General features: G+C 62.8%; 23 protein-coding genes. 17 read left to right on the top strand and 6 right to left on the bottom strand.

The window, feature by feature from the left end:
• Window positions 1–18: 18 nt before the first annotated feature.
• The 7 genes from H5P28_RS11120 (at window position 19) to H5P28_RS11090 (ending at window position 10,064) form a co-directional block, all read left to right on the top strand.
• On the top strand, window positions 19–2,592 hold the full coding sequence (locus H5P28_RS11120) for a circularly permuted type 2 ATP-grasp protein (protein ID WP_185675775.1): 2,574 nt from the start codon (window positions 19–21) through the stop codon (window positions 2,590–2,592).
• Entirely contained in the window at window positions 2,589–3,479 is an 891-nt protein-coding gene (locus H5P28_RS11115) for a transglutaminase family protein (protein WP_185675774.1), read from the top strand. Before H5P28_RS11120 ends, H5P28_RS11115 begins: the two co-directional genes overlap by 4 nt.
• Before the next feature lie 104 nt (window positions 3,480–3,583).
• Window positions 3,584–4,471: a transglutaminase family protein gene (locus H5P28_RS11110; protein ID WP_185675773.1), complete on the top strand. Its 888-nt coding sequence runs from the start codon at window positions 3,584–3,586 to the stop codon at window positions 4,469–4,471.
• Window positions 4,468–6,567: a transglutaminase family protein gene (locus H5P28_RS11105; RefSeq protein WP_185675772.1), complete on the top strand. Its 2,100-nt coding sequence runs from the start codon at window positions 4,468–4,470 to the stop codon at window positions 6,565–6,567. Before H5P28_RS11110 ends, H5P28_RS11105 begins: the two co-directional genes overlap by 4 nt.
• Window positions 6,568–6,604: 37 nt before the next feature.
• Window positions 6,605–8,227 (top strand): peptide ABC transporter substrate-binding protein, encoded by a 1,623-nt coding sequence (locus tag H5P28_RS11100; protein WP_185675771.1) that lies wholly within the window; start codon window positions 6,605–6,607, stop codon window positions 8,225–8,227.
• Between the two features lie 50 nt (window positions 8,228–8,277).
• A complete protein-coding gene (locus tag H5P28_RS11095) occupies window positions 8,278–9,195 on the top strand; it encodes an ABC transporter permease (RefSeq protein WP_185675770.1) in 918 nt (305 codons plus the stop codon).
• On the top strand, window positions 9,192–10,064 hold the full coding sequence (locus H5P28_RS11090; RefSeq protein WP_343075476.1) for an ABC transporter permease: 873 nt from the start codon (window positions 9,192–9,194) through the stop codon (window positions 10,062–10,064). Before H5P28_RS11095 ends, H5P28_RS11090 begins: the two co-directional genes overlap by 4 nt.
• Before the next feature lie 280 nt (window positions 10,065–10,344).
• Here the strand turns inward: H5P28_RS11090 and H5P28_RS11085 are convergent, their stop codons facing one another.
• The 5 genes from H5P28_RS11085 to H5P28_RS11065 form a co-directional block, all read right to left on the bottom strand.
• Window positions 10,345–11,091: an acyl-[acyl-carrier-protein] thioesterase gene (locus H5P28_RS11085; RefSeq protein WP_185675769.1), complete on the bottom strand. Its 747-nt coding sequence runs from the start codon at window positions 11,089–11,091 to the stop codon at window positions 10,345–10,347.
• A gap of 122 nt (window positions 11,092–11,213) precedes the next feature.
• Window positions 11,214–11,678, bottom strand: a complete 465-nt coding sequence (locus H5P28_RS11080) for a TrmH family RNA methyltransferase (RefSeq protein ID WP_185675768.1) — start codon at window positions 11,676–11,678, stop codon at window positions 11,214–11,216.
• Between the two features lie 44 nt (window positions 11,679–11,722).
• A complete protein-coding gene (locus H5P28_RS11075) occupies window positions 11,723–12,250 on the bottom strand; it encodes a PDDEXK-like family protein (protein ID WP_185675767.1) in 528 nt (175 codons plus the stop codon).
• Window positions 12,251–12,363: 113 nt separating this feature from the next.
• A complete protein-coding gene (gene smpB / locus H5P28_RS11070; RefSeq protein ID WP_185675766.1) occupies window positions 12,364–12,843 on the bottom strand; it encodes an SsrA-binding protein SmpB in 480 nt (159 codons plus the stop codon).
• Between the two features lie 95 nt (window positions 12,844–12,938).
• A complete protein-coding gene (locus H5P28_RS11065) occupies window positions 12,939–13,151 on the bottom strand; it encodes a DNA-directed RNA polymerase subunit omega (protein ID WP_185675765.1) in 213 nt (70 codons plus the stop codon).
• Window positions 13,152–13,329: 178 nt separating this feature from the next.
• Here H5P28_RS11065 and cutA point away from each other — a divergent pair, with 178 nt between their 5' ends.
• The gene (gene cutA / locus H5P28_RS11060) at window positions 13,330–13,650 is read left to right on the top strand and encodes a divalent-cation tolerance protein CutA (protein ID WP_185675764.1); all 321 of its coding nucleotides are present in this window, start codon (window positions 13,330–13,332) and stop codon (window positions 13,648–13,650) included.
• 25 nt (window positions 13,651–13,675) lie between these two features.
• Here cutA and bla read toward each other — a convergent pair whose 3' ends face one another.
• On the bottom strand, window positions 13,676–14,614 hold the full coding sequence (gene bla, locus H5P28_RS11055) for a class A beta-lactamase (RefSeq protein ID WP_246456150.1): 939 nt from the start codon (window positions 14,612–14,614) through the stop codon (window positions 13,676–13,678).
• Between the two features lie 391 nt (window positions 14,615–15,005).
• On the opposite strand from bla, the gene H5P28_RS11050 reads away from it, so the two are divergent.
• From H5P28_RS11050 to H5P28_RS11010, 9 genes are all read left to right on the top strand, one after another.
• Window positions 15,006–15,164, top strand: coding sequence for a small basic protein (locus H5P28_RS11050; RefSeq protein ID WP_185675762.1), 159 nt, complete (start codon window positions 15,006–15,008; stop codon window positions 15,162–15,164).
• A 98-nt stretch (window positions 15,165–15,262) separates the two neighbouring features.
• Window positions 15,263–16,063: an alpha/beta hydrolase gene (locus H5P28_RS11045; RefSeq protein ID WP_185675761.1), complete on the top strand. Its 801-nt coding sequence runs from the start codon at window positions 15,263–15,265 to the stop codon at window positions 16,061–16,063.
• Between the two features lie 249 nt (window positions 16,064–16,312).
• Window positions 16,313–16,462 carry a hypothetical protein gene (locus tag H5P28_RS11040; protein ID WP_185675760.1) on the top strand — a complete coding sequence of 50 codons (150 nt, stop codon included), beginning with the start codon at window positions 16,313–16,315 and terminating at the stop codon, window positions 16,460–16,462.
• A 39-nt stretch (window positions 16,463–16,501) separates the two neighbouring features.
• The gene (gene ccoN / locus H5P28_RS11035) at window positions 16,502–19,018 is read left to right on the top strand and encodes a cytochrome-c oxidase, cbb3-type subunit I (protein ID WP_185675759.1); all 2,517 of its coding nucleotides are present in this window, start codon (window positions 16,502–16,504) and stop codon (window positions 19,016–19,018) included.
• Window positions 19,019–19,100: 82 nt separating this feature from the next.
• The gene (locus H5P28_RS11030) at window positions 19,101–19,289 is read left to right on the top strand and encodes a cbb3-type cytochrome c oxidase subunit 3 (RefSeq protein ID WP_185675758.1); all 189 of its coding nucleotides are present in this window, start codon (window positions 19,101–19,103) and stop codon (window positions 19,287–19,289) included.
• On the top strand, window positions 19,273–19,830 hold the full coding sequence (locus tag H5P28_RS11025; RefSeq protein WP_185675757.1) for a cbb3-type cytochrome c oxidase N-terminal domain-containing protein: 558 nt from the start codon (window positions 19,273–19,275) through the stop codon (window positions 19,828–19,830). The genes H5P28_RS11030 and H5P28_RS11025 overlap by 17 nt, the downstream gene beginning before the upstream one ends.
• Before the next feature lie 189 nt (window positions 19,831–20,019).
• On the top strand, window positions 20,020–21,432 hold the full coding sequence (gene ccoG / locus H5P28_RS11020) for a cytochrome c oxidase accessory protein CcoG (RefSeq protein WP_185675756.1): 1,413 nt from the start codon (window positions 20,020–20,022) through the stop codon (window positions 21,430–21,432).
• Window positions 21,433–21,468: 36 nt separating this feature from the next.
• A complete protein-coding gene (locus H5P28_RS11015) occupies window positions 21,469–21,690 on the top strand; it encodes a hypothetical protein (protein ID WP_185675755.1) in 222 nt (73 codons plus the stop codon).
• Between the two features lie 59 nt (window positions 21,691–21,749).
• Window positions 21,750–22,433, top strand: coding sequence for an urease accessory protein UreH domain-containing protein (locus H5P28_RS11010; protein WP_185675754.1), 684 nt, complete (start codon window positions 21,750–21,752; stop codon window positions 22,431–22,433).
• The last annotated feature ends 80 nt before the right edge of the window (window positions 22,434–22,513 follow it).

Below are 22,513 nucleotides of genomic sequence, written 5' to 3'. Positions count from 1 at the left end.
ATTCTCCTGTCCGGACGTATGACCGCCGCCCGCAAGCAACGCAAGTACGCACACTTCAAGGCCGCCAACAGCACACGCGATGAACTCACCCATCCCGCGCATGGCGAGGCTTCGCACTACGCGCCCGTGATGGAGGTCTTCGAGTCCCTCAGCCCCGCCGATGTGCGTGAGCGCCAGGAGCGGCTGGAGCGTTCGGCTCGCGACGTGGGCATCCACTTCGGTGTGGTCGAGGAGGGCAAGCCCCGCGAAGCCGACTGGAGGCTAGATGTGCTCCCGCGGATCATCCCCCGCGACGAGTGGGAACTGCTGCGCGAGGGCATCCTCCAACGCGCCCGCGCCTTCAACGCGTTTATCCGGGACATGCACAACGGGCAGGAAATCCTGCGCCAGCGCATCCTCCCGTACGGCATCGCGCTGGGCGACCCGGCCTTTCAGCGCCCGCTGACCACGGTCGATGTACCCGGCGGGCAGTATTGCCATATCGGGGCCTTCGACCTCGTCCGAGGCGAGGACGGCTACTGGCGCGTGCTGGAGAACCATATGGCGACAGCTTTCGGACTGTCCTTCGTCATGCAGAATCGGCGCATGCTCGCGCAGGCCTTTCCAGAGTTGTTCCAGTCGATGGACATCAGCCCGGTCGCGCCGTTCATCACGCAGTTTTCCGAAAACCTCCGTGCCGCCTCCGGCCAGTCCAACCCGCACATCGTCCTGCTCACCCGCGGCGAAACCAACCAGGCGTACTTTGACGAGAGCTTCCTGGCCCGCCAACTCGGGATCGCCATGGTGCGCCCGGCGGACCTGCTTATCCGCGAGGGCCGGGTTTTCCTGAAGACCATTCGCGGGCTGGAGCAGGTGGACGTGATTTACCGGCGGCTGGCCAGCGCCGCCATCGACCCCATCGCCTTCGCCGAAAGCGGCCTGCCGGGCATCCCGGGGATCGTCAACTGCGTGCGCAACGGCACCGTGCGCTTCGTCAACGCCCTGGGTTGCGGCGTGGCCGACAACCGCGCCCTGCTGCGGTATTCGCGGCAACTGATCGGCTTTTACCTGCAAGAGCACGCCATCCTCGAATCCGTCCCCACCTACAACTGCGCCGACCGGGACCAGTTCGACTACATCGTCTCGAACAAGGACGAAATGGTCCTCAAGCCGATTCAGGACAGCTATACCCTATACCGTTATCTGGGAGGGAGAAAGCTTCCTGAAAAACGTAACCACCTGTTGCGCCTGGCCCGCCGCTGGCCGCACCTCTTCGTCGCCCAGCCCTACCTGCATCCCTCGCAGCTTCCCTGTTACGAAAACGAGGGCTTCAAGTCGCACAGCGTGTACCTGCGGGTGTTTTTCCAGCTCGGCGAAAGACCAGCCGTCCTGCCCGGCGGGCTGACCCGCCAGAGCTGGGGCCTCCACCGCGACAACCCGCTCACCATCATGTCCGAGGGCATGAAGGACACCTGGGTTCCGGCCCAGCCCTTCGAGTACGCGTCCACTCCCGGCACGGTCACGCTCAATCCCGACGAGTACTCCATCAGCTCCCGCCTGGCCGAGGGCCTTTACTGGACGGGCCGCTACCTGGAGCGGATGCAGAACACCGCCCGCCAGATCAACATCCTCGAAACCCTCCGCTGGGACCAGCTCGGGCGCGGCGCGCAGCGCAGCTACTGGCCACTGTGGAAAGCCGTGGCCGCCGCCAACGGCCAGAGCCAGTGGTCGCGCCGCAAGTCGCCCCCCAAGGATACCCTCGCCCTGACCCGGGCACTCGTGCTCAAGGCCGACGAGCCCTCGTCCATCCTTTCCAGCGCCACCGCCGCCTACCTCGGTGCGCAGCACATCCGCGACTCTATCAGCCCGGAAGTCTGGCAGGTCTTGAGCGAATTTTACTGGTTCCTGCAAGAGGCCGCCCAAAAGCCCAACCCCTCCCGCACCCGTCTGCGCGAGATTTGCCAGCGCATCGTGGACGACGCGGCCCGGCTCGCCGGGACCGCCGACCGCACCATGCTCCACGACGACTCGTGGCAGTTTTTCCGTATCGGCTCATTCGTCGAGCGGGCACAGGGCACGGCGACCGTCCTGCGCGAAGTCCTGGCCTGGGTCCAGTCCAATCGCGAGGAGGGCAACGCCGACGAGGCCGACCTCACCTCCCTGCTGCGCCTGCTCACCTCCCTCGACGCCTACCGGCGCGAGTTCCGCTCCCGCGCCTACCTGGAGCGTGTGGTCAACCTGTTGCTGCAAAACGCCTGCAACCCGAGTTCCGTCAGCCATTGCCTGCGCCAACTGCGTTACGCCATCAGCACGCTCTCCATCTCCGGCCCCGGCAACGCCCCCCGCACGCTCGACGAATCGGTGGACAAGATTATTGCCAAGGTCGAAAACCTGCCGCTTAACCGGCTCATGCCCTCCTCGGTCAACGAGCTGGACCACGGCAGCCCGGAAGAAACCGCTGCCCCGCGCCCGGAGATGAAATTTATTCTCGAATCGCTCACACGGGAACTGGAATTGCTACACGAGCAGTTCGAAGACACTTTTTTCAGCCACCAGACCGAGTTTTATCCCGAGCGCCAACTGCCGCTCAGCTGGCCCGCCGAAGACGAATGAGATTCAAAGTCACCCACACCACCCGCTACCGCTACAAGACTCCGGCCTCGGAGTCTTACGCCGAGCTGCGCGTGTGGCCCCAGAACGGGCCGACCCAGAAAATCCTCAGCCACAAGCTGGAGATTACCCCGAACGTGCCGGTCGATCACTACACGGACTACTTCGGCAACAAGGTCGAATATTTCTCCATCCCCTTCCGCCACAACGAACTGTCCGTCAATGCCGTGGGCGAAGTCGAGACCCGCGAGGGCCCGGACCTTTCCCGCGTGCTGGAGACTCCTATCGGCGACGCCCGCCAGATCCTGGCCAGCCAGCCCATCGGGATTTTCGACTTTATCCAGAACACCGAGCTGGTGTCCTTTTACCGAATCAAGGACAAGGTGGACCGCCCGAACTTCCGCGATGCCGAGAGCATCGGCGAGGCCGTCCACGGGCTCAACACCTGGATTTACGAGAACTTCGCCTACTCGCCCGGCAGCACCGACATCGGCACCCCGCTGCCCACCGTGCTGGAGACCCGGCAGGGCGTTTGCCAGGACTTCGCGCATCTCATGCTGGCCATCCTGCGCATGCAGGGCATCCCGGCCCGCTACGTCAGCGGCTACATCGAGCCCTACGACCCGACCCAGCCCGGCGCGGAGATGACCGGAGCCGCCGCCAGCCACGCCTGGGTCGAGGTTTACCTCCCCGGCGGACACTGGTACGGGCTGGACCCGACCAACAATCAGGCCGCCGGTCTGCGCCACGTGCGCGTGGCCTGCGGGCGCGACTACAACGACGTGGCCCCCATGCGCGGCGCTTACAAGGGCGCGCAGGACCAGCGGCTCCAGGTCATTGTCACCCTGAAGCGGCGACGCCCGAAGAAACTGGCCGAAGCCAAGGGCTGAGAGGCGAGAGAATGGTTAAACGACTCATTGTTCAGAAAACATCCATTGTCCTGCTTCTCAAGACCAACAATTAACAATTAGCCATTTAACCATTTCCCCTTCTCATGATCCAGGTCGAAATCGCCCACACCACCCGCTACCGCTACGACCGGCCGGTGAGCTTCAGCGCCCACCAGCTCTTTCTTTACCCGCGGGAGAACCAGGTCGTGCGCGCGCAGGATTTTTCGCTGGAAACCTACCCGGCATCCACCACCCGCTGGGTGCGGGACTGCTTTGAAAACGTCGTGCTGCGGACGGACTTCGGGATCAGCATCTCCGAGCGGCTGGAGTTCACGGCGCTGATCCAGGTGCGTCTGCGAGTGGAGAACCCTTTCGATTTCATCCTCGATCCGCATGCCATGGCCTACCCGATGCGCTACCACCCGCACGAGGAAAAAGCCCTCGGCGCGTACCTGAGCGAAGGCGTCAGCCCCGGCGCGAACCGCGTGCTGGACTGGTTCTATCACGCGGTCAAAAACCCCCTGCGCTCCGACAACATCGTCTCCTTCCTCTCCGAGATCAACGCCGCCATCTTTAACGACATCACCTATCAGCGGCGAGACGAGATGGGCATCCAGACCCCCGACGAAACGCTGGAAAAACGCTCCGGCTCCTGCCGCGACATGGCCGTGCTCATGATAGCGCTCTGCCGCCAGCTCGGGCTGGCCGCGCGCTTCGTCAGCGGCTACCTCTACGATCCGCCCGCCCAGGGCGGAGAGCACAGCTTTAACCGCGCCCACGGCTCCATGCACGCCTGGGTGGAGGTGTACCTCCCCGGCGCGGGCTGGAAGGGCTTCGACCCGACCAACGGCATCCTCACCAACCACTTTTTCATCCCCACCGCCGTCTCCAGCGACCCGGCGTGGGTCAACCCCGTCCAGGGCCGCTACTACCATGACGAGCCCGTCAGCTCGCACATGGAGGTCGAACTCAACATCCGCGAACTGCCATGAAATCCACGCCGGAATCCCTCGCCGCCACCGTCGAAGCCTTTTTCGCCAAACGCGACATCCACCTGACGATGGGCGGCGAGCCAACCTTTGTCCCGCTCCGGCCCGACGCCCCCGAGTGGAACAACGCCGCCATGGGCGAGGAGAAACTCGGCTACGCCCGGCGCTTCACCCGCGAGTTGCTGAAGATCGCCTACCCCGGCGGGCTCGCCATGCAGGTCTTTGGCAAGCACTACCCCGGTGAGCCGCTCCCACGCTGGAACATGCTCACCCTCCACCCCAGCACCGGGGCCGCGCTCTGGCCCGAGCCCGAGCGTCTCATGCTCGACGACAAGCCCGGCCACAACGACCCCGACTGCGCCCGCAAACTCATTAAAAGCCTGACCGCTGATCTCGACCTCGATGGCTGCGACTTCCCCGCGGTCGAGCAGGGCGAGCGCAAAACCGCCGCCTGGGTGCTCCCGCTCGATTACGCGGAAGGCAAGTGGATTTCCGACCCGTGGCCCTTCTCTGCCCGCCAGCCCCTGCGCCTGTTCCCCGGCGACAGCCCCGCCGGCCTGCGCCTGCCCCTTTACCAGTTGGACGACGACCGACTCAAGCGCGCGCTCACCGTCGAAGTCCGCCACGGCGCGCTGGAGGTCTTCATCCCGCCGCTGGAGTGGACACATTTCCGCGAACTGGTCGCCTTCATCTTCACCCTGGCCCGGAAGCACGACCTGCGGGAAATGGTCTTCTGCGGTTACGCTCCCTTTGACTGTGGCCCCACGGTGGAGAAGTTCTCGCTCGCGGCCGACCCCGGCGTGCTGGAAGCCAACCTCCCGCCCTGCCCCGACTGGGTCACCTACCGGCGCTGCCTCGACCAAATGTACGCCACCGCCGAATCTACCGGTCTGCGGGCGATCAAACTCCACCTCAACGGCTCCGTCCAGGCCACTGGCGGCGGCTCGCACCTGTGCTTCGGCGGCCCCGACGAGGCCCGCAACCCCTTCCACCGCGACCCGGCGCTGCTGGCCTCCATCCTGCGCTACTGGCAGCACCACCCCGCGCTGGGCTACTTCTTTACCGGCCAGTACGTCGGCACCGGCTGCCAGGCCCCGCGCATCGACGAGAGCGGCACCCACGCCGCCTACGAGCTGGAGCTGGCCTGCGAGGCACTGGAAAATTCCCGACCCGACCCGGAGCAGATCGACCGCCTGCTGCGCAACCTCCTGACCGACTCCAGCGGCAACACCCACCGCGCCGAAATCTGCGTGGACAAGTTCCACAACTATGCCGCCCCCAATGGCAAGACTGGCATCATTGAACTGCGCGCCTTCGAGGTCTTCCCAACGGCGGAAATGCTCGGTCTGGCCGGGCTTTTTATCCGCACGGTCATTGCCCGGCTGGCGGCGGAGCCCTTCACCGAGCCGATGCGGCGCTTTGGCCCCGAACTGCACGACAAGTACTTCCTGCCCGCCGTCATCTGGGATGATTTAGGTAAAATCTGCCGCGACCTCAAGGCGCACGGCTTTGATTTCAAGCGCGAGTGGCTACGCCCGCTGGCCGAGTTCCGCTTCCCGCTGCGCGGCGAACTGGACCTGCCCGGCGGCGAAACTCTGACCGTGCGCCAGGCGCTCGAAGCCTGGCCCCTCATGGCCGAGGAAAATCTTGGCGGCCCCACCGTGCGCATGGTGGACAATTCGACCGACCGGCTGGAGCTTTCTCTCAGCGCCAAGGCCCCGCTCCAGACCCATACCCTGCTGTGTAACGGGGTGGAAATCCCCTGGCAGAGCGTCGGGGGCAAACCCGTCTGCGGCCTGCGCTACAAGTGCGCCAGCGGCTGGCCCGCGCTGCACCCGCATGTGCCGATCCAGGCCCCGCTGCTTTTCCAGTGGATCGAGAAAAAATCCCGCCGGGTCAAAGCCTCCGCCTGGTACTACTACTGGAACCCACATGCCCCCATTTACGACGGACGCCCCAGCGACCTCGACGAGGCCCGCGCCCGCTCCGCCGAGCGCTGGCGCAAGGTCCCCGTGACTAATGAGACCGCCGCCGTCTCCCCCGCCCGTACCTTTCCGGAAATGCGCTTTACCCTGGATTTAAGACGGCACGCGCATTGACCCCGGCGCTCTTGCACGTTTTGATCTCCGGCCATTGATGCGCTTTCTCGTTCCCATCCTGGTTATTCTCATGCTGCTCGGTGGCTGCGGGCGTCCCCGCACCCCGGTCGAGAAGGCGAACGCCGAAGGCATCCTCCTGCTCGGCAACGGGGCCGACCCCAAGGACCTCGACCCCCAGATTACCACCGGGCTGCCGGAGTTCATCATCCAGACCGCGCTCTTCGAGGGGCTGACCACGCCCAACCCGCGCACCTCCGCCCCCGAGCCCGGCGTGGCCGAGAGCTGGACGCATAACACCGACCACACCACCTACACCTTCAAGCTCCGCCCCGAGGCCCGCTGGTCCAACGGCGACCCTGTCACCGCCGAGGACTTTGTCTTTTCCTACGAGCGCATCCTCAGCCCGGCCTTCGCCGCCGAGTACGCCATGCTGCTCTTTCCCCTCAAAAACGCCCGCGCCTTCAACGCCGGAGAGATCACGGATTTTTCCCAGGTCGGGGTCAAGGCGCTGGACGCGCACACGCTGCAGCTTGAGACCGAGGGGCCGACCCCGCACCTGCCGATCATTGTCAGCCACAACGCCTACTTCCCCGTCCACCCGGCCACTATCCTGAAGTTCGGCAAAATGACCGACCGGCACACCCGCTGGACCAAGCCCGGCAACCTCGTTTCCAACGGCCCCTTCCAGCTCGTGGACTGGAACCTGAACGAGCGCATCCTCGTCGAGCGCAACCCGCACTACTGGGACGCGGACACGGTGCGGCTCAACGGCATCGCCTTCCTGCCCATCACCAACCAGAACACCGAGGAGCGGGCCTTCCGCTCGGGCCAGATCCATGTGACCGACTCGGTCCCGCTGAGCAAGCGCGACGCCTACCGGCTCAGCGGCTCGCCCGACCTGCACATGGACCCTTGGCTGGGCACCTATTATTATCTGCTCAACACCGCCCGCCCGCCCTTCGACGACGCCCGCGTGCGCGAAGCCTTTAACGACGCCATCGACCGGCAGGCGCTCGTCGATACCGTCACCCGCGGTCAGGAGACCATCGCCCTGGGCATCGTCCCGCCGAACATGGAACCGTACCACTCGCCCCCCAGCCCGATCCGCTACGACGTGGAGCGCGCCCGCGCCCTGCTGGCCGAGGCCGGTTACCCGGACGGTAAGGGCTTCCCCGCCGTGGAGTTGCTTTACAACACCTCCGAGCTGCACCGCCCCATCGCCGAGGCCCTGCAAAAGATGTGGCAGAAAAACCTCGGCGTCGAAGTCGAGCTGGTCAACCAGTCCTGGCCCGTCTATCTCGACCGGCGCAAAAAGGGCGACTACGACATGGCCCGCGCCGGCTGGTTCGGGGACTTTTTCGACGCCAGCACCTTTCTGACCATGTGGACCAGCGACTCCGGGCTCAACCACTCCGGCTGGTCCAGCCCGGAGTTTGACGCGCTCATCAAGCGGTCCGAGATGACCGCCGACGCCACCGAGCGGTTGGAGGTTCTCCGTGAGGCCGAAGCCGTCTTCATGCGCGAGATGCCTTTCCTGCCGCTTTATTTCTACAACCGTATCTACCTCAAGCGCCCCGAAGTCCAGGGCTGGTACCCAAACCTGCTCGACCTGCATCCCTTCAAATACGTCTGGCTCGACCCCTCCCTTTCCCCCCAATGAACACTTTCAAACTTTCAAACTTTCAAACTCTCAAACTCCTCCACGCCTAGATGCTGACCTTCGTCCTCAGGCGTTTTATCGAGGCCCTCCTCGTGCTTTTCCTCATCGTGACGGCCACGTTCTTCATGGTGCGGCTGGTGCCGGGCGGCCCCTTTGACGGCGAGAAAGAACTCCCCGAAGTCACCCGCCAGCAGCTTGAATCCTACTACGGCCTGGACAAGCCCCTGCCCGTCCAGTACGCCCGCTACCTCGGCAACCTCCTGCGCGGCGACCTCGGCACGACCTTTAAATATCAGGGCTGGACGGTGAACGAAATTATAGCCCGCAAGCTGCCCGTCTCCTTCGAACTGGGGGCACTCGCAATGGGTATCGCGCTGGTGCTCGGGATCGGCTCCGGCGTGCTGGCAGCCTGGCGACCCCGCACCGCCACCGACACCCTCCCGATGAGCCTGGCCATGCTCGGCATTTGCCTGCCTACCTTTGTGCTCGGGCCGATGCTCATCCTCGTCTTCGGCCTAAAACTGCACCTGGTCAACGTCATGGGCTGGAATCTGCCGCAGGACCGCATCCTCCCGGCGCTGACGCTGGGGCTATTCTACGCCGCCTACATCGCACGGCTAACCCGCTCCAGCATGCTCGAAATCCGTGGCGAGGACTACATGCGCACCGCCCGCGCCAAGGGCCTCTCCGAGGCCCGCGTGTACCTGCTGCACGGCCTGCGCAACGGCCTCTCCCCCGTCGTCTCCTACCTGGGGCCGGCACTGGCGGGTCTGATCAGCGGCTCCTTTGTCGTCGAAACGATTTTCAACATCCCCGGCCTGGGCCGTTTCTTCGTGCAGGCCGCGCTCGACAACGACTACTTCATGGTGCTCGGTTGCGTGCTCTTTTACGCCGCGTTGATTATTCTCTTCAATCTCATCTCGGACATCCTGCTGGTCTGGCTCAACCCCCGGAGGAAACTCGCGTGAAGCCCTTCGGAGAAAAAGCCGCCCCCGTCTCGGGCCGCTCGCTCGGGCAGGACGCCTGGGAACGCCTGCGCGCCAACCGCATGGCCATGGCCGGGCTCGCCTTCACGGTACTGGTCACGCTGGCCTGTATCATCGGCCCGTGGCTGCTGCCGCACGCTCCCGACACGCAAAACCTCGCCCTCGGAGCCAGCGGACCGGGCGCGGAGCACTGGCTGGGCACGGACACGCTGGGCCGCGACCTGCTGGCCCGCATCCTCAGCGGCGGGCGGGTCTCGCTGCTGGTCGGGGCCGTCGCCACCACGGTGGCGCTCGTCATCGGCGTGAGCTACGGGATCGTCTCCGGCTACGCCGGGGGCCGCACCGACCGGCTCATGATGCGCTTCGTCGAGATCATTTATTCCATGCCGTTCACGGTCTTTGTCATCATCCTGATGGTCGTCTTCGGGCGGCACCTGTGGCTGATCTTCGTCGCCATCGGTGCGGTCGAGTGGCTGACCATGGCCCGGATCGTACGCGGGCAGGTGCTCGGGCTCAAGGAGCAGGCATTCATTCAGGCCGCCCGCAGCCTCGGGCAGGACCACATCAGCATCATGCGCAAGCACCTCCTGCCAAACCTGCTCGGCGTCATCACCGTCTATGCCACCCTGACCGTGCCCGGCGTCATGCTGCTGGAGGCGTTCATCAGCTTCCTCGGACTGGGCGTGCAGCCCCCGCAAACCAGTTGGGGCGACCTCATCCGCGCCGGAGCCGAGAGCATGGAGGAGTACCCCTGGCTGCTCATCTTCCCGAGCCTGTTTTTTTCCGCCACCCTCTTTTCCCTGAATTTCCTCGGCGACGGCCTGCGCGACGCCCTCGACCCCAAGTCGTAAAATCAGCAACAACAAGCAGCCCTTTGCGCACAACCCTGCGGCCACAAAAAAGCCCACCCCGCTCACCAAGACATTCCCCCGTAGGGCGTTGCAAAAAATACTGTAGCCACGATAATTGAATGGCTAAATGGCCAATTGTTAATTGTTGGATGCAAAACGCAGGAAACAACAATTAACCATTTAGCCATTCGGCCTTCCAGTGGTGGCTACGGCTTTATTCAAACTGCTCTAAAACCTCTGTGCCTCTGTGCCTCCGTGTGAGCATCCACCTCCGGCAGGCTTACCGGACACGCTCCCACGAAATCCGACTGCGGCAGAGCGATTCCTCGCCGCGAAGGGTTTCCACGATGTATTCGTTTTCGGATACAGGCTGACGACGAAGGGCCAGCGCTTCGCCGAAATGCCCTTCGGCCAGATAGGTGATCTCGAAGCGCCGGATGACATTCTCGCGGAACACCGCCAGGTCGAACACATCCAGTGTGTGCTCGATGTATTTGACGCTGTTGAGGTGGCCGTTGATGTCGATGTCGCTGTAGCCGACCGTGTATTCGCGGGACACATCGCCCGCCTCGGCGGCGGGGATTCTCGCGGGCCGGGCGACCGGGCACTCGATTTCCCCGCAGGCGTATGCGGCTAGGTCGGGCCGCCATTCGGAGATATTGACCGGGCGGCGACTGCACATGTCGAGCGCGGCCCAGACGCTGCGGGCATGCCCGATGGCACGCCCCTCAGCGTTGACAAAGCGGAAGCAGCGCTGCGTGTAAAAACGCGCCACCTCCCCGACCCAGGTCTCGATGGTCAGGGCCTCGTCGCGACCGGGGTAGTCCGTCCACTCGATCGCCAACCGCGAAAGCACCCAGGCGATCTTGTCGCGCGAGATGTGGTCATAGCCGAAACCCCGCTCGTGCGCATGGCGGCTGGCCGCGTGCAGGATCAGCGAACCGAGCAGCGGCAACGGCGCGCGCCCCTGAAAGTCGCACATGTACGAGGCGATATGAAACGGATAGGAACCGACGTTGGTGTGCATGGGAAAATTCTATCAAACCGGCACGCCGGAAAAAACTCCCGCACGCTCCCCTTCGAGAAAAACCGCCTCCCCGCCAATGGCGAGGTTTATCCACTAACCACCGCGCAGACCACCCGCTCCGCTCAGGGCCGAAGGCCGGTCTGGCGCAGGGCCTCGTAGGCGGCGATGCCGACCGAGGTGGACAGGTTGAGCGAGCGCAGGGCCGGATCGTACTGCGGGATGGTCACGCGCTGCTCCTCACCGACGTCCGCGTGAAGCCACTCCGGGCTGCCGTGCCCCTCGTTGCCGAAGACCAGCCCGTCGCCGTCGCGGAACTCCGCATCCCAGTGCAGCCGCGTGGCCTTGGTCGTAAACAGCCAGAGCCGCTTCGGCGCGTGTTCGCTGGCGCGGAAGGCCGCCCAATCGGCGTGGTGGTGCACATCGAGCGAGTGCCAATAGTCCATGCCGCTGCGCTTGAGGTGCCGGTCCGTGATGGTGAACCCGAGCGGATGAATCAGGTGCAGGCGGCTTTTGGTGATCGCGCACAAGCGCCCGACATTGCCCGTGTTTTGCGGGATTTCAGGTTGAAAAAGGACGATGTGCAACACGAATGTTTCGGAGTCTGGGAGTTTGCCAATCAATCAGTCTATCCTTAATCCCTGACCTGGTGCCGGGATGGCGGATTTTCATTTCGTATGAGACAATCATAAACTTCTCTGATGGAGTCATACCTTTTGAATTGTCGCTTAGGGACCTCTCTTATCTCAGGTCGTTCTGCCTTCAGACCATCTTTGTTACCTTTGGTATGTTTCGCTATCTTCATCCCTTGCAGGGTTGGGAGAGGGCACCCCGCAGGACCTCCAAAGAATAAAAACGGGCCTAACTCAAGCGTCTCTTCATCAAAGTAAATCCAAACAACACATCCGGACGGCTTTTCAGCCAGAGCAATATGCACTTTTTGAACGGCAGCCTTTCCTCCTTTGTATGTCGTTTTTAGCTGAACATGACGAATGATTGTGCCGGATTCCACGATCAAATCGTAACCTCTTCGATCCACTTCCGGCTTTGATACTTCGACGGCCCCTGTTTGCTCTTTCCATGAGCACTTCAAAAGTTCGCCAATAAAAAGGTGCTCAATAAGTTTTTCACGAAATCCAGAAAGATGGGTGTGGGCATTCATGCGACAGGGTCTATCGTCTTACGAAAAAAATGACCAGATAGATACAATGGAAATTTCTCATGGTATTTCCACAGGAAATGCCATCGGTGATGCGAAGCATCACGGGTGCAGGGCTAGCCCTGCCGGAAGCTGATGGCTCGCTCGGCTTCGCGCATCTGGTCCTTCTTTTTCACGTCCTCGCGCTTGTCGAAGAGATTCTTACCCTTGCAGAGGGCAACCTCGACCTTGAGCAGCCCGCCCTTGAAATACAGGCGCAGCGGGATCAGGGCCTGCCCTCCGGCCTCCATCTCGTGCTTGATCCGGTGCAGCTCCTTTTTGTGCAGGAGCAGGACGCGCGGGCGAGTCGGATTGTGGTTCTCGCGGTTGCCGAACTCGTATTCGGGGATGTGCGAGTGGTAGAGGGTCGGGATGTCGCCCTTGTCGATGCGGACAAAGGCGTCGTTGAGCTGACCCTTGCCGCCCCGGATCGACTTGATCTCGGTGCCGGTCAGTTTGATGCCCGCCTCGAAGCGCTCACCGATAAAGTAGCTGCGCCCCGCCTTGGCGTTGCGGATCTCGCGGTAGCGCTCCTGATCTTTCTTTTTGGCTGCCATGGCTCGGTCAAACGGGTATGCGAAAGGCCCCCTCTCGCCCAAGGCTCACCCTGGGGGAAGGATCACGTCAAATCGACAGGCCACTGCGGCCCGCCTCAAGCCTCGCTTTCGGGGCGATACAGCTCGAAGTCGATCTTGCCCTCGATCACTTCGCGCAGGGCGATGTCTTCGGGTTCGAGCTTTTCGAGGGACTCGACCAGCGGCTTCATCCCGTACTTGAGTTGCTTCACACGGCGCGACACCACATTGATGAGAATGTTGGGGTCGTCGATGACCTTCTGGGCCTCAATTAAGTATTCGTCTCTCAAACTAATCCTCCTGTTGGTACCTGACTGGGGAAAAGCGGTACAAAATGAGCCTCTCTCCCGCCCTTCGCAAGCAAAATCTCGCCTCCGGGACCGGGCCACTGCCGCTGCCCACCCTGAGACGCCATCGCGCCCTGTTTTGGGCGTGTACTTCTCGGCGGGGCCGTCTATCGTCCTGCCCATGAAGCAACTGATGATTGGCTGGACCACCGTCTCCAACGACATTGACGCCCGCCGCCTGGCCGAAGGGCTCACCCGCAACAAGATGGCCGCCTGCGTCCAGGTCGAGGGGCCAATCATGTCGCACTACCACTGGCAGGGCAAGGACGAGGTCCAACCGGAGTTCCGGCTCACGGTGAAGTTCCCGCCGGAGCGTGGAAACGACATCACCGAGTACCTCCGCCGCAACCACCCCTACCAGGTCTTCCAGTGGGTAGCCATGCCGCTGCCCGTCGTTGCCCCCGAGTACCTGCGTTGGGCCGGGGAAGTCACCGGCAGTTGACAGAAACCGGCGGCAAAAGTCATTTTCAGCGCATAAAGGCCAGGGCGATCCGCGTCGCCTCCGCCACGGCTTCGCTACTGCCGCTGGCTCCCGCCTCAGCCTTGTTGGTATAAACCGCCAACACCAGCGGAGCGCCCTCCGGCGGCCAGATAACGGCGATATCGTTGGCCGTCCCGTAGTCACCGGAGCCGGTCTTGTCGGCCACGGTCCAGTCGGCAGGCACCCCCGCCCGAATGCGGGCGTCGCCGGTCAGGTTGCCCACCATCCAGCTCACCAGTTGCTCCCGCTGTTGGACCGAAAGCGCCTCGCCCAGCAGCAGTTTTTCCAGCGTCCGGCCCATGGCCTGGGGCGTGGTCGTGTCGCGCGGATCACCGGGGGCGTTGTCGTTGAGGTCGGTCTCCCAGCGGTCGAGCCGGAAGGTTTCGTCCCCCAGCCCCTGCGCATAGGCGGTGACAGCCGCCGGGCCGCCCAGGTCGCGCATGAGGAGGTTGGCCGCCGTATTGTCGCTGTGCTGGAGCGCCGCCTGGCAGAGCCCGGCCCGTGTCATGCCCGCCCCCGCGTGCTCTTGCGTCACCGGGGAATACGTCACCAGATCCCCCGCTCCGTAGGGAATCACTTCCTCCATCTGCCCGTCCCTGCCGTACTCCGCGAGCACGGCGGCAGCCAGCACGGCTTTGAACGTGCTGTTCATAGGAAAGCGCTGGTCACCGCGCCAGGTCAGCTCACGCCCGCTGCCGGTATCCCGGCAGTAAAGCCCGACCTGCCCGCCCAGGTCGGTCTCCAGCGCTGCGAACGCGGCCAGAACCTGCCGCGCCGCAAGTGAATCCTCCAGCGGGCGGTCCGTCAGTTCGTGCGTCTTTCCGGGCGTGTAATTCAGCCGGGCGACCGTGGCCGTCGCCGTTGCCTGCGTATTCGCTGCCGGGACCGTCACCGTGAGCGTATGCTCCTCGCCCACCAGCGACAGGACAGTCACCCCCAGGAGGGCGGTAAAACAAAAACAGAGGCGGACTCGCGACAGGCAACGGATCATTGAGCGCAAGCTGACACCCCGACCCGCCCAGTGGCAAGCCCGGCCATAAAACATGGAGGTGGAAACAGGGTCAGAAGCGGTCCTGGACCTGCGATGCCCCACCACCGATGACTCCGCAACGCGGCAGCAGGAGCAATGGCGCCTGTCGCCCACCCCGACAACGCAAAGACGGATTGACAAACACCCATCAGGGACGGATTCTCGCACCTACGTTACCTGTGTTGATCGGGTGGCGGACACAAAGACGGCCCGGCACCGGCATTTTTCGGTTGCCTTTCGGTCAGGAAGTGTTTTCTTCCCTCTCTTTTTCAACGAAAGACCAGTCATGTCCCAGCATCCCAGCTTTATGAAAGGCTCCGCAGCCGCCCGCAAAAAACGCTCCGTGCTCAAGCGCTTCGAGCGCGTTGACCTCCTGCGCGAGCGCGGCGAGTGGAAAGAAGGCGACCGCGTCCTCGGCCTCAAGAAGACCAAGCCCGACGAATAAACGTCGCGCCGAGTTTACGGTTTTATCCAGCCCTTCCTGACGGAAGGGCTTTTTTCGTTTTGCCTGAGCGCCACCGCTCCGCTCAACTACCGGGACCAATGGCCTTTATCCAGTGTAACCTTTTCTCCGAAGCGCTCGAAATGTCCTGCGCCGTCAATGTCCTTCTGCCCCAACGCACCGCCGCCCAGGTCGGCATGCAGGGCCGCAGTGGCGACGGCAGGCACCCGACCCTGTGGCTGCTGCACGGGCGCACCGACGACCACACGATCTGGATGCGCCGCACCTCCATCGAGCGCTACGCCTCCGAACTCGGCCTCGCCGTGGTCATGCCCAATGTTCACCTGAGCTGGTATCAGGACACCCTCGGCGGGCCGCGGTACTTCGAGTACATCTCCGAGGAGCTGCCCCGGCTGTGCCGCGACTTTTTCCCGCTCTCGGACCGGCGCGAGGACAACTTCATCGCCGGACTCTCCATGGGCGGCTACGGCGCCTGGCTCCATGCCCTGCGCAACCCGCAGAACTTCGCCGCTGCCGCCAGCCTCTCCGGCGCTCTCGACCTGGCTGACCTCGTCACCACCCGCAAGACCGAACAGCCCAACGCCTACGCCGCGCTGGCTCCGTACTTCCCCGCCCCCGACGCCATCGCCGGGACCGGGGCCGACCTTTTCGCCCTTGCCCGGCAGGTCTGCGAAAGCAAGGCCGACCTGCCCGCGCTCTATGCCTGCTGCGGGACGGAGGACTTTCTCTACGAGGGCAACCAGCGCTTCCTCCGCCACGCCGACGAAATCGGCCTGCCCGTGACCTACGAGGAAGGCCCCGGTGAGCACAACTGGGCCTTCTGGGACCAGTGGATCCAGCGCGTGCTCGCCTGGCTCCCCCTTGAAAAGCCAATAAATTAGCCTCGCTTGGAATTTTAATTAGAAAAGCTTATCGAAAACACCTTCAGAGATTTTTGACTTATTGAGACTTGGTATCGTTAAAACCCGCATAAAATCGGGACTCGAGCGAATCCGTTGCAATTAGACCTGTGTAAATTTCGCGGTCTTTTTCCTTGTCCCCTCCATTTTATTCATTACTTTTGCTAATTAGCATTTTTAATCATGGAGGTGCTTTTCCTCACCCTCTTACTAAGTCTGATTCTGGCTGCGGTGTTTATAATTTTATTTTATCGCGACCGGAAACGCAACCGCTTCTCCTCTCCCGAGAGCGACGCGCTGATTCCGTTTGAGGAGGAGAAGTCCCGCCCGGCCTCCGGCCAACCCGTCCCCGCCCCGCGTCAGGACGAGCCGGGAAGCTGAAAAGACCACACACCCGACCCGTTTCTCCTCCAAGATACCATGTCCGAGAAGACCGTTACCGTAGAATACAACGACCGGATCGTCCGTTACTTCATGCTCGCCTCCATCGTCTGGGGGATCGTCGGCATGGGCGCCGGGGTCGTGATCGCGCTCCAGCTCAGTTTCTGGCAACTGAATTTCGACACCTCGTTCCTGACCTTCGGACGCCTGCGCCCGCTGCACACGAACGCGGCCATCTTCGCCTTCGTGGGCAACATGATGTTCGCGGGCATCTACTACTCCACGCAGCGGCTGTGCCGTTGCCGCCTGGCCTCGGACTTCCTGTCCAACCTGCACTTCTGGGGCTGGCAGCTCATTATCGTGGCCGCCGCCATTACGCTGCCGCTGGGCTTCACCCAGGGCAAGGAGTACGCCGAGCTGATCTGGCCCATCGACATCGCCGTGGCCGGGATCTGGCTCGTCTTCGCGGCCAACTTTTTCTGGACGCTGGGCGTCCGCCGCGAGCGCAGCCTGTACGTGGCCATCTGGTTCTACATCGCCACCATCGTGACCGTCACGATGCTCTACGTGGTCAATAACCTGGCCATGCCCACGAGCTGGCTGCACAGCTACTCGATCTACGGCGGGGTGCAGGACGCGCTCGTGCAGTGGTGGTACGGGCACAACGCCGTGGCCTTCTTCCTGACCACGCCGATCCTCGGGATCATGTACTACTTCATCCCGAAGGCCGCCAACCGCCCCATCTACTCCTACCGCCTTTCGGTCGTCCACTTCTGGTCGCTGGTCTTCATCTACATCTGGGCCGGTCCGCACCACCTGCTCAACACTGCCCTGCCCGGCTGGCTGCAAGGGCTGGGTATGCTCTTCAGCGTCATGCTCTGGGCCCCGAGCTGGGGCGGCATGCTCAACGGTCTGCTCACCCTGCGCGGAGCCTGGGATCGTCTCCGCACCGACCCGGTGATCAAGTTCCTCGCCGCCGGGGTAACCTTCTACGGGATGGCGACCTTTGAAGGCCCGCTCATGGCGGTCAAGGCCGTCAACTCCCTCAGCCACTACACGGACTGGACCATCGGCCACGTCCACGCCGGCACCCTCGGCTGGAACGGCTTCATGGCGGCGGGTATGTTTTACTGGCTGGCCCCACGGCTGTGGAAAAACCGCCACGGCATTGAGAGTGACCCCAAGTACGTGGGCACGAGCTGCGCGGGCCTGTGGTCCCCGGCCCTGGCCAACATGCACTTCTGGGTCGGACTCGTGGGCATCCTGCTCTACGTCGCGGCCATGTGGGTCGGTGGCATCGGCTCGGGTCTGATGTACAACGCCACGACGGAAGGCGGCACCCTGCTGGCCTACCCGAACTTCGTCGAAGTCCTCGACTCCGGTATCGTGCAGAACGCCTACATCCTGCGCGCCATCGGCGGATTCCTCTACCTTTCGGGCTTTGGCATGCTCGCGGTCAATATCCTCATGACCGTCCGCCGCGGCCTCGCCGTCAACGGCACGATCGAAGTCCACGACGACTCCCACGGCACCGCCAAGGGCCGCTACTCCAGCTTCGTCAACGCCCCGGTCCTCTACACCTGCGCGATCATCATCAGCGCGCTGTGCTGGATATTCGGTGAAGGCTTATTCCTGCTCGTGGGGCTGTTTGCCACGACATTCTTCACACTGATGGCGATCATTCACTTCGAGGTCAGCGGGGCCAAGTGGAGCGAATGGTACGACAAGCTGCTGGAGCACACCTTCGGCTTTACCATCCTGACGATTATCGCCGCCGCCATCGGCGGTGCCGTGCAGATCATCCCGACGCTGGTGGTCGAACGCGCCCAGAACCTCGAAGGCCGCATCCAGATCGAGTACACACCGCTGGAGCTGGCGGGACGCGACATCTATGTCGCCGAAGGCTGCTACAACTGCCACTCACAGATGATCCGCACGCTGGTGCCCGACGTCATGCGCTACGGGCGCGACCACGGCTACTCGCGCCTGGGCGAGTCCATTTACGATTACCCCTTCCAGTGGGGCTCGAAGCGCACCGGCCCGGACCTCGCCCGCGAGGGCGGCCCGATCTCCAAGGGGCACCAGTACATGCGCATCGGCCTGCGCGATAACACCTGGCACTACCGGCACTTCCTCAACCCGCGCGACCCCTCACCCGGCTCCAACATGCCCAAGTACCCGTGGCTGGCCACGCAGGAGTACAGCAAGTCCGAACTGCCGATGAAAATCAACGCCATGCGCAAGCTCGGCGTCCCCTACCCGCTCGACTACGGCGAAACCGAAATCTACGAGCAGGTTTCCGTGCAGGGTAACGAAATCGCCTCCAGCATCATCGCCAAGGATTTGAAAGACCTTAACCCGGACTGGACCGACGAGCAGATCGCCGAGCGCACGGCCAAGCTCGCCCCCGCCCTGGCCGACAAAAAGATCATCGCCCTCATCGCCTACGTGCAAAAGCTCGGCGCCTACCGCATGAAGGGGCAGGAGCCGGTCGAGCGCAACGTCGAGGCCGTGGACGTCGTGGCCGAGATCGAAGGCGAGGACTCCGATAGCTAAAACTTCACCCGACACCGCTTCATTAACGGACAACCGCCCACCCCGGAACGCATAACCGCCACACGGAACCACGGCCCCGCTTATGTTTCACCGCATCACCTATGAGTCCTGGACCACGATCGTGCCGATCATCGGGTTCATCCTGACCTTTGGCGTCTTCATCGCCATCGTCATCCGGGCCATCCTGATGAAGAAAAAGAAGCGCGACCACCTGGCCAATCTCCCCCTGGAAAACGAAAACACTTCCCCCGATCATGGCAAAGAAGACTGAGATCACCCTGCGCGAACACGTCTATGACGGCATTCAGGAGTACGACCAGAAGCTGCCCAACTGGTGGCTGTTCACGCTCTACGCCGCCATCGTGTTTTCCGTCGGCTACTGGTTCTACCACTTCCAGAGCAGCATTTCCGCCACCGACGGCGAACGCGTCGAGGCCCAGATGAACCGTATCGAGCGCATCAAGCTGGCCAACTCCATCGACGTGACCGACAACGACCTGTTCTGGAAAATGGCCGCCAATTCAGACATCGTCGCCTCGGGCGAAGCCACCTTCATGGCCAACTGCGCCGCCTGCCACAAGTCCGACCTCAGCGGCGACATCGGAGAAAACCTTGTGGACAACCAGTGGAAGCACGGCCACCTTCCGGCCAACATCTACGCCACCGTTTACGACGGCGTGCTCGAAAAGGGCATGCCCAACTGGGGCAACCTCCTGGGCCAGCAGAAAATCGCCGAAGTCGTGGCCTTCATCCTCTCCAAGCACGGCGACCGCGAAAAAATGGAGAGCGAAGCCGTCGTCAAAACCGACTAACGACGAAGACACAAAGGCACAAAGCTTTACCCGCGAAGGCTGACACCAGCCTGAGGCTGTCACTCAACTCAATTTTGCCGGGCTCCAAAAGTAGCGACAACCCACTTTCACCCTTTGTCGCTTTGCGCCTTTGCGGTTAATATTAAAACGACCTGTCCGTTGGATGGTCCTTCATCTTAGACTAACTCCGTGGCCAAAGCATCCCCAGTCCGAGAATCCGTCACGAGCATCAACTCCGATGGCTCGCGTAACTTCCTGCGCCCGGCGGACGTTTCGGGTAAGTTCACCCTCTGGCGGCGGCTGAGCGGGGTCGCGCTCATCCTGTTTTACATCCTGATGCCGTGGGTCCCCATCAACGGCTACCCGGCGGTCTTCTTCGACATCGCCAACCGGCGCTTCCACCTCTTCGGCTACACCCTGGCCGCTCAGGACATGTGGATGGCCTTCTTCTTTATCACCGGGCTGGGCTTCACGCTGTTTTTGGTCACATCCCTTTTTGGACGACTGTGGTGCGGCTGGGCCTGCCCGCAAACGGTCTTCATGGAGCACGTGTACCGGCGCATCGAACGGCTGCTCGAAGGCGACGCCATCAAGCAACGCAAGCTCGACAAGCGCTCCTGGGCCGACCCCGGCAAACTCATCCGGCGCGGCGTCAAATACGTACTGTTCGCCGTCGTCTCGCTGCTGATTACGAACATCTTCCTGGCCTATTTCGTCTCCGTCCCGCAACTGTGGGGCTACATCCTCGACGGGCCGCTGGAGCACTGGGACAGCTTTCTGTTCATCATTGTTTCGACCATCCTGCTCTTTTTGAACTTCACCTGGTTCCGCGAGCAGTTGTGCATTTTTATCTGCCCTTACGGGCGGCTCCAGTCCGCGCTCATCGACGACGACACCCTCGTCATCGGCTACGACGACAAGCGCGGCGAACCCCGCGGCCCGCCCAAGCGCGAAGGCGTGGGCGACTGCATCGGGTGCAACCGCTGCGTGCAGGTCTGCCCGACCGGGATCGACATCCGCCAGGGGCTCCAGATCGAGTGTATCGGCTGCGCCAACTGCATTGACGCCTGCAACACGGTGATGGACAAACTCGGACGCGAGCCCGGGCTCATCCGCTACGACTCGCTCAATGGCTTCGCTGGCAAGCGCCACAAAATCATCCGCCCCCGGCTCTTCGCCTACCTGGCGCTGCTCGCGCTCGGGGCGGGCGTGATGACCTTTGCGGCCAGCCACCTCAAGCCCGGCAGCGTGAGCCTCGTGCGCATGGTCGGCTCGCCCTACGTCGTGGACCAGAACGACGTGCGTAACCAGTTCCTCATCCGTCTGATCAACAAGCGCAACTCCCCCATGAGCTACACGCTCACCATCGAGAGCGACGCGCCCGGCATGAGCTTCGCCGGATTTGACCAGGCCCTCGAACTCGCTCCCATGGAGGAACTCCAGCGCCCGCTCGTGCTCATGCAGGAGCGCACCGCCTACAAGGGCGAAACCACCGTCACCCTGCACTTCCACGGCGAGCCCGGCAACTTTGAGCTGACCAAGGAAGTCCACTTCCTCGGCCCGGACCCGCGCCTGATCGCCCCCGACCCGGCCACCGAATAAGCCCCCTGCGACACGGTTCATTCTCCCCTTGCCGCCATGAGCACACCTGCCTCCGCTTCAGTTGATTCCCCCAGCCGCCGCTGTTTTTTCAAGACACTGTGGTTCTGGGTCGTGCTGGCCTTCATTCTTCTCATCGCCGCTTGGACCACCATCATCATGATTGCCGTCAAAAACGGCCCGGCCGCCGTTGACCTGGAGCAGTTGGATAACGCCCCCCAGCAAAACGCCGCCACCGTCGAGGCCGAAGCCGGGGAGTGACTTACCGGTAAAGGTTGCGCCGGGCGGGATTTGCGTGGATGGTGTTCGCTTTAGCAACCGTGGATATCTACGTCATAGACGGAATGGCCACGGCCTTTGTCGCCGGGCTGCTGACAAGTCCGCACTGCCTGGGCATGTGCGGGCCGATTGGCTGCGCCGTCCTGCCGATGGGCAAGGCCGGAGGCGGCTTAACCCCGGCCATCGCCGGTTATCACGGTGCCCGCGTGCTGGCGTATTCACTCTTCGGCGCGGTGGCGGGGCTGATCGGCTCGGAGGCGCTGCAGGTCTTCTCCGCACAGGCGGCCAGAGTATTTCCGTGGGTCATGGTCGCCCTGCTGCTGACCCTCGCCTTCCGGCTCGACCGCTACATCCCCAAGCCGAAAATCTGGCACCGCACCTATGCCCGGTTGACTACTCGCCTGCGCAAGCTCCCGCGCCCGCTCGTTGGGATCGGGCTGGGGCTGTTCACGCCGTTCATCCCCTGCGGCCCACTTTACCTGATCTTGACCCTGTGCCTGTTCAGCGGCTCCGCCCTCATGGGCGCGCAACTGGGCTTTGGCTTCGCGCTGGGGACCGTCCCCCTGCTGTGGGCCGGGCAGAGCGGTTACTTCTGGCTCGGGAGAAAAATCCCCGCCAACGGCCTGCGCTGGACCCAGTGCGGGATCGCCCTGGCTGCCGCCGTGCTCATCAGTTGGCGGATGCTCGCCAGCGCCGACGGCGTTAACGGCCTCATCTGCCACTAGCAGCGGTTCAAAAAATACTGTAGCCACAATATTTAAATGGTTAAATGGCTAATTGTTGGATGCTGAACGCAGGAAATAAC

This window comes from Ruficoccus amylovorans (genome assembly GCF_014230085.1).
In the GTDB taxonomy this organism is placed as follows: Bacteria; Verrucomicrobiota; Verrucomicrobiia; order Opitutales; family Cerasicoccaceae; genus Ruficoccus; species Ruficoccus amylovorans.
This window is presented reverse-complemented; position numbering and strand designations above follow the sequence as displayed.

Excerpts from the sequence above, each read along its gene's own strand:
- H5P28_RS11085 (WP_185675769.1), bottom strand. The coding sequence starts at position 11,091 with ATGCACACCAACGTCGGTTCCTATCCGTTTCATATCGCCTCGTACATG.
- H5P28_RS11105 (WP_185675772.1), top strand. The coding sequence starts at position 4,468 with ATGAAATCCACGCCGGAATCCCTCGCCGCCACCGTCGAAGCCTTTTTC.
- H5P28_RS11030 (WP_185675758.1), top strand. The coding sequence starts at position 19,101 with ATGTTTCACCGCATCACCTATGAGTCCTGGACCACGATCGTGCCGATC.
- cutA (WP_185675764.1), top strand. The coding sequence starts at position 13,330 with ATGAAGCAACTGATGATTGGCTGGACCACCGTCTCCAACGACATTGAC.
- H5P28_RS11045 (WP_185675761.1), top strand. The coding sequence starts at position 15,263 with ATGGCCTTTATCCAGTGTAACCTTTTCTCCGAAGCGCTCGAAATGTCC.
- H5P28_RS11120 (WP_185675775.1), top strand. The coding sequence starts at position 19 with ATGACCGCCGCCCGCAAGCAACGCAAGTACGCACACTTCAAGGCCGCC.
- H5P28_RS11095 (WP_185675770.1), top strand. The coding sequence starts at position 8,278 with ATGCTGACCTTCGTCCTCAGGCGTTTTATCGAGGCCCTCCTCGTGCTT.
- ccoN (WP_185675759.1), top strand. The coding sequence starts at position 16,502 with ATGTCCGAGAAGACCGTTACCGTAGAATACAACGACCGGATCGTCCGT.
- H5P28_RS11050 (WP_185675762.1), top strand. The coding sequence starts at position 15,006 with ATGTCCCAGCATCCCAGCTTTATGAAAGGCTCCGCAGCCGCCCGCAAA.
- H5P28_RS11115 (WP_185675774.1), top strand. The coding sequence starts at position 2,589 with ATGAGATTCAAAGTCACCCACACCACCCGCTACCGCTACAAGACTCCG.
- H5P28_RS11025 (WP_185675757.1), top strand. The coding sequence starts at position 19,273 with ATGGCAAAGAAGACTGAGATCACCCTGCGCGAACACGTCTATGACGGC.
- H5P28_RS11100 (WP_185675771.1), top strand. The coding sequence starts at position 6,605 with ATGCGCTTTCTCGTTCCCATCCTGGTTATTCTCATGCTGCTCGGTGGC.
- H5P28_RS11110 (WP_185675773.1), top strand. The coding sequence starts at position 3,584 with ATGATCCAGGTCGAAATCGCCCACACCACCCGCTACCGCTACGACCGG.
- smpB (WP_185675766.1), bottom strand. The coding sequence starts at position 12,843 with ATGGCAGCCAAAAAGAAAGATCAGGAGCGCTACCGCGAGATCCGCAAC.
- H5P28_RS11075 (WP_185675767.1), bottom strand. The coding sequence starts at position 12,250 with ATGAATGCCCACACCCATCTTTCTGGATTTCGTGAAAAACTTATTGAG.
- H5P28_RS11015 (WP_185675755.1), top strand. The coding sequence starts at position 21,469 with ATGAGCACACCTGCCTCCGCTTCAGTTGATTCCCCCAGCCGCCGCTGT.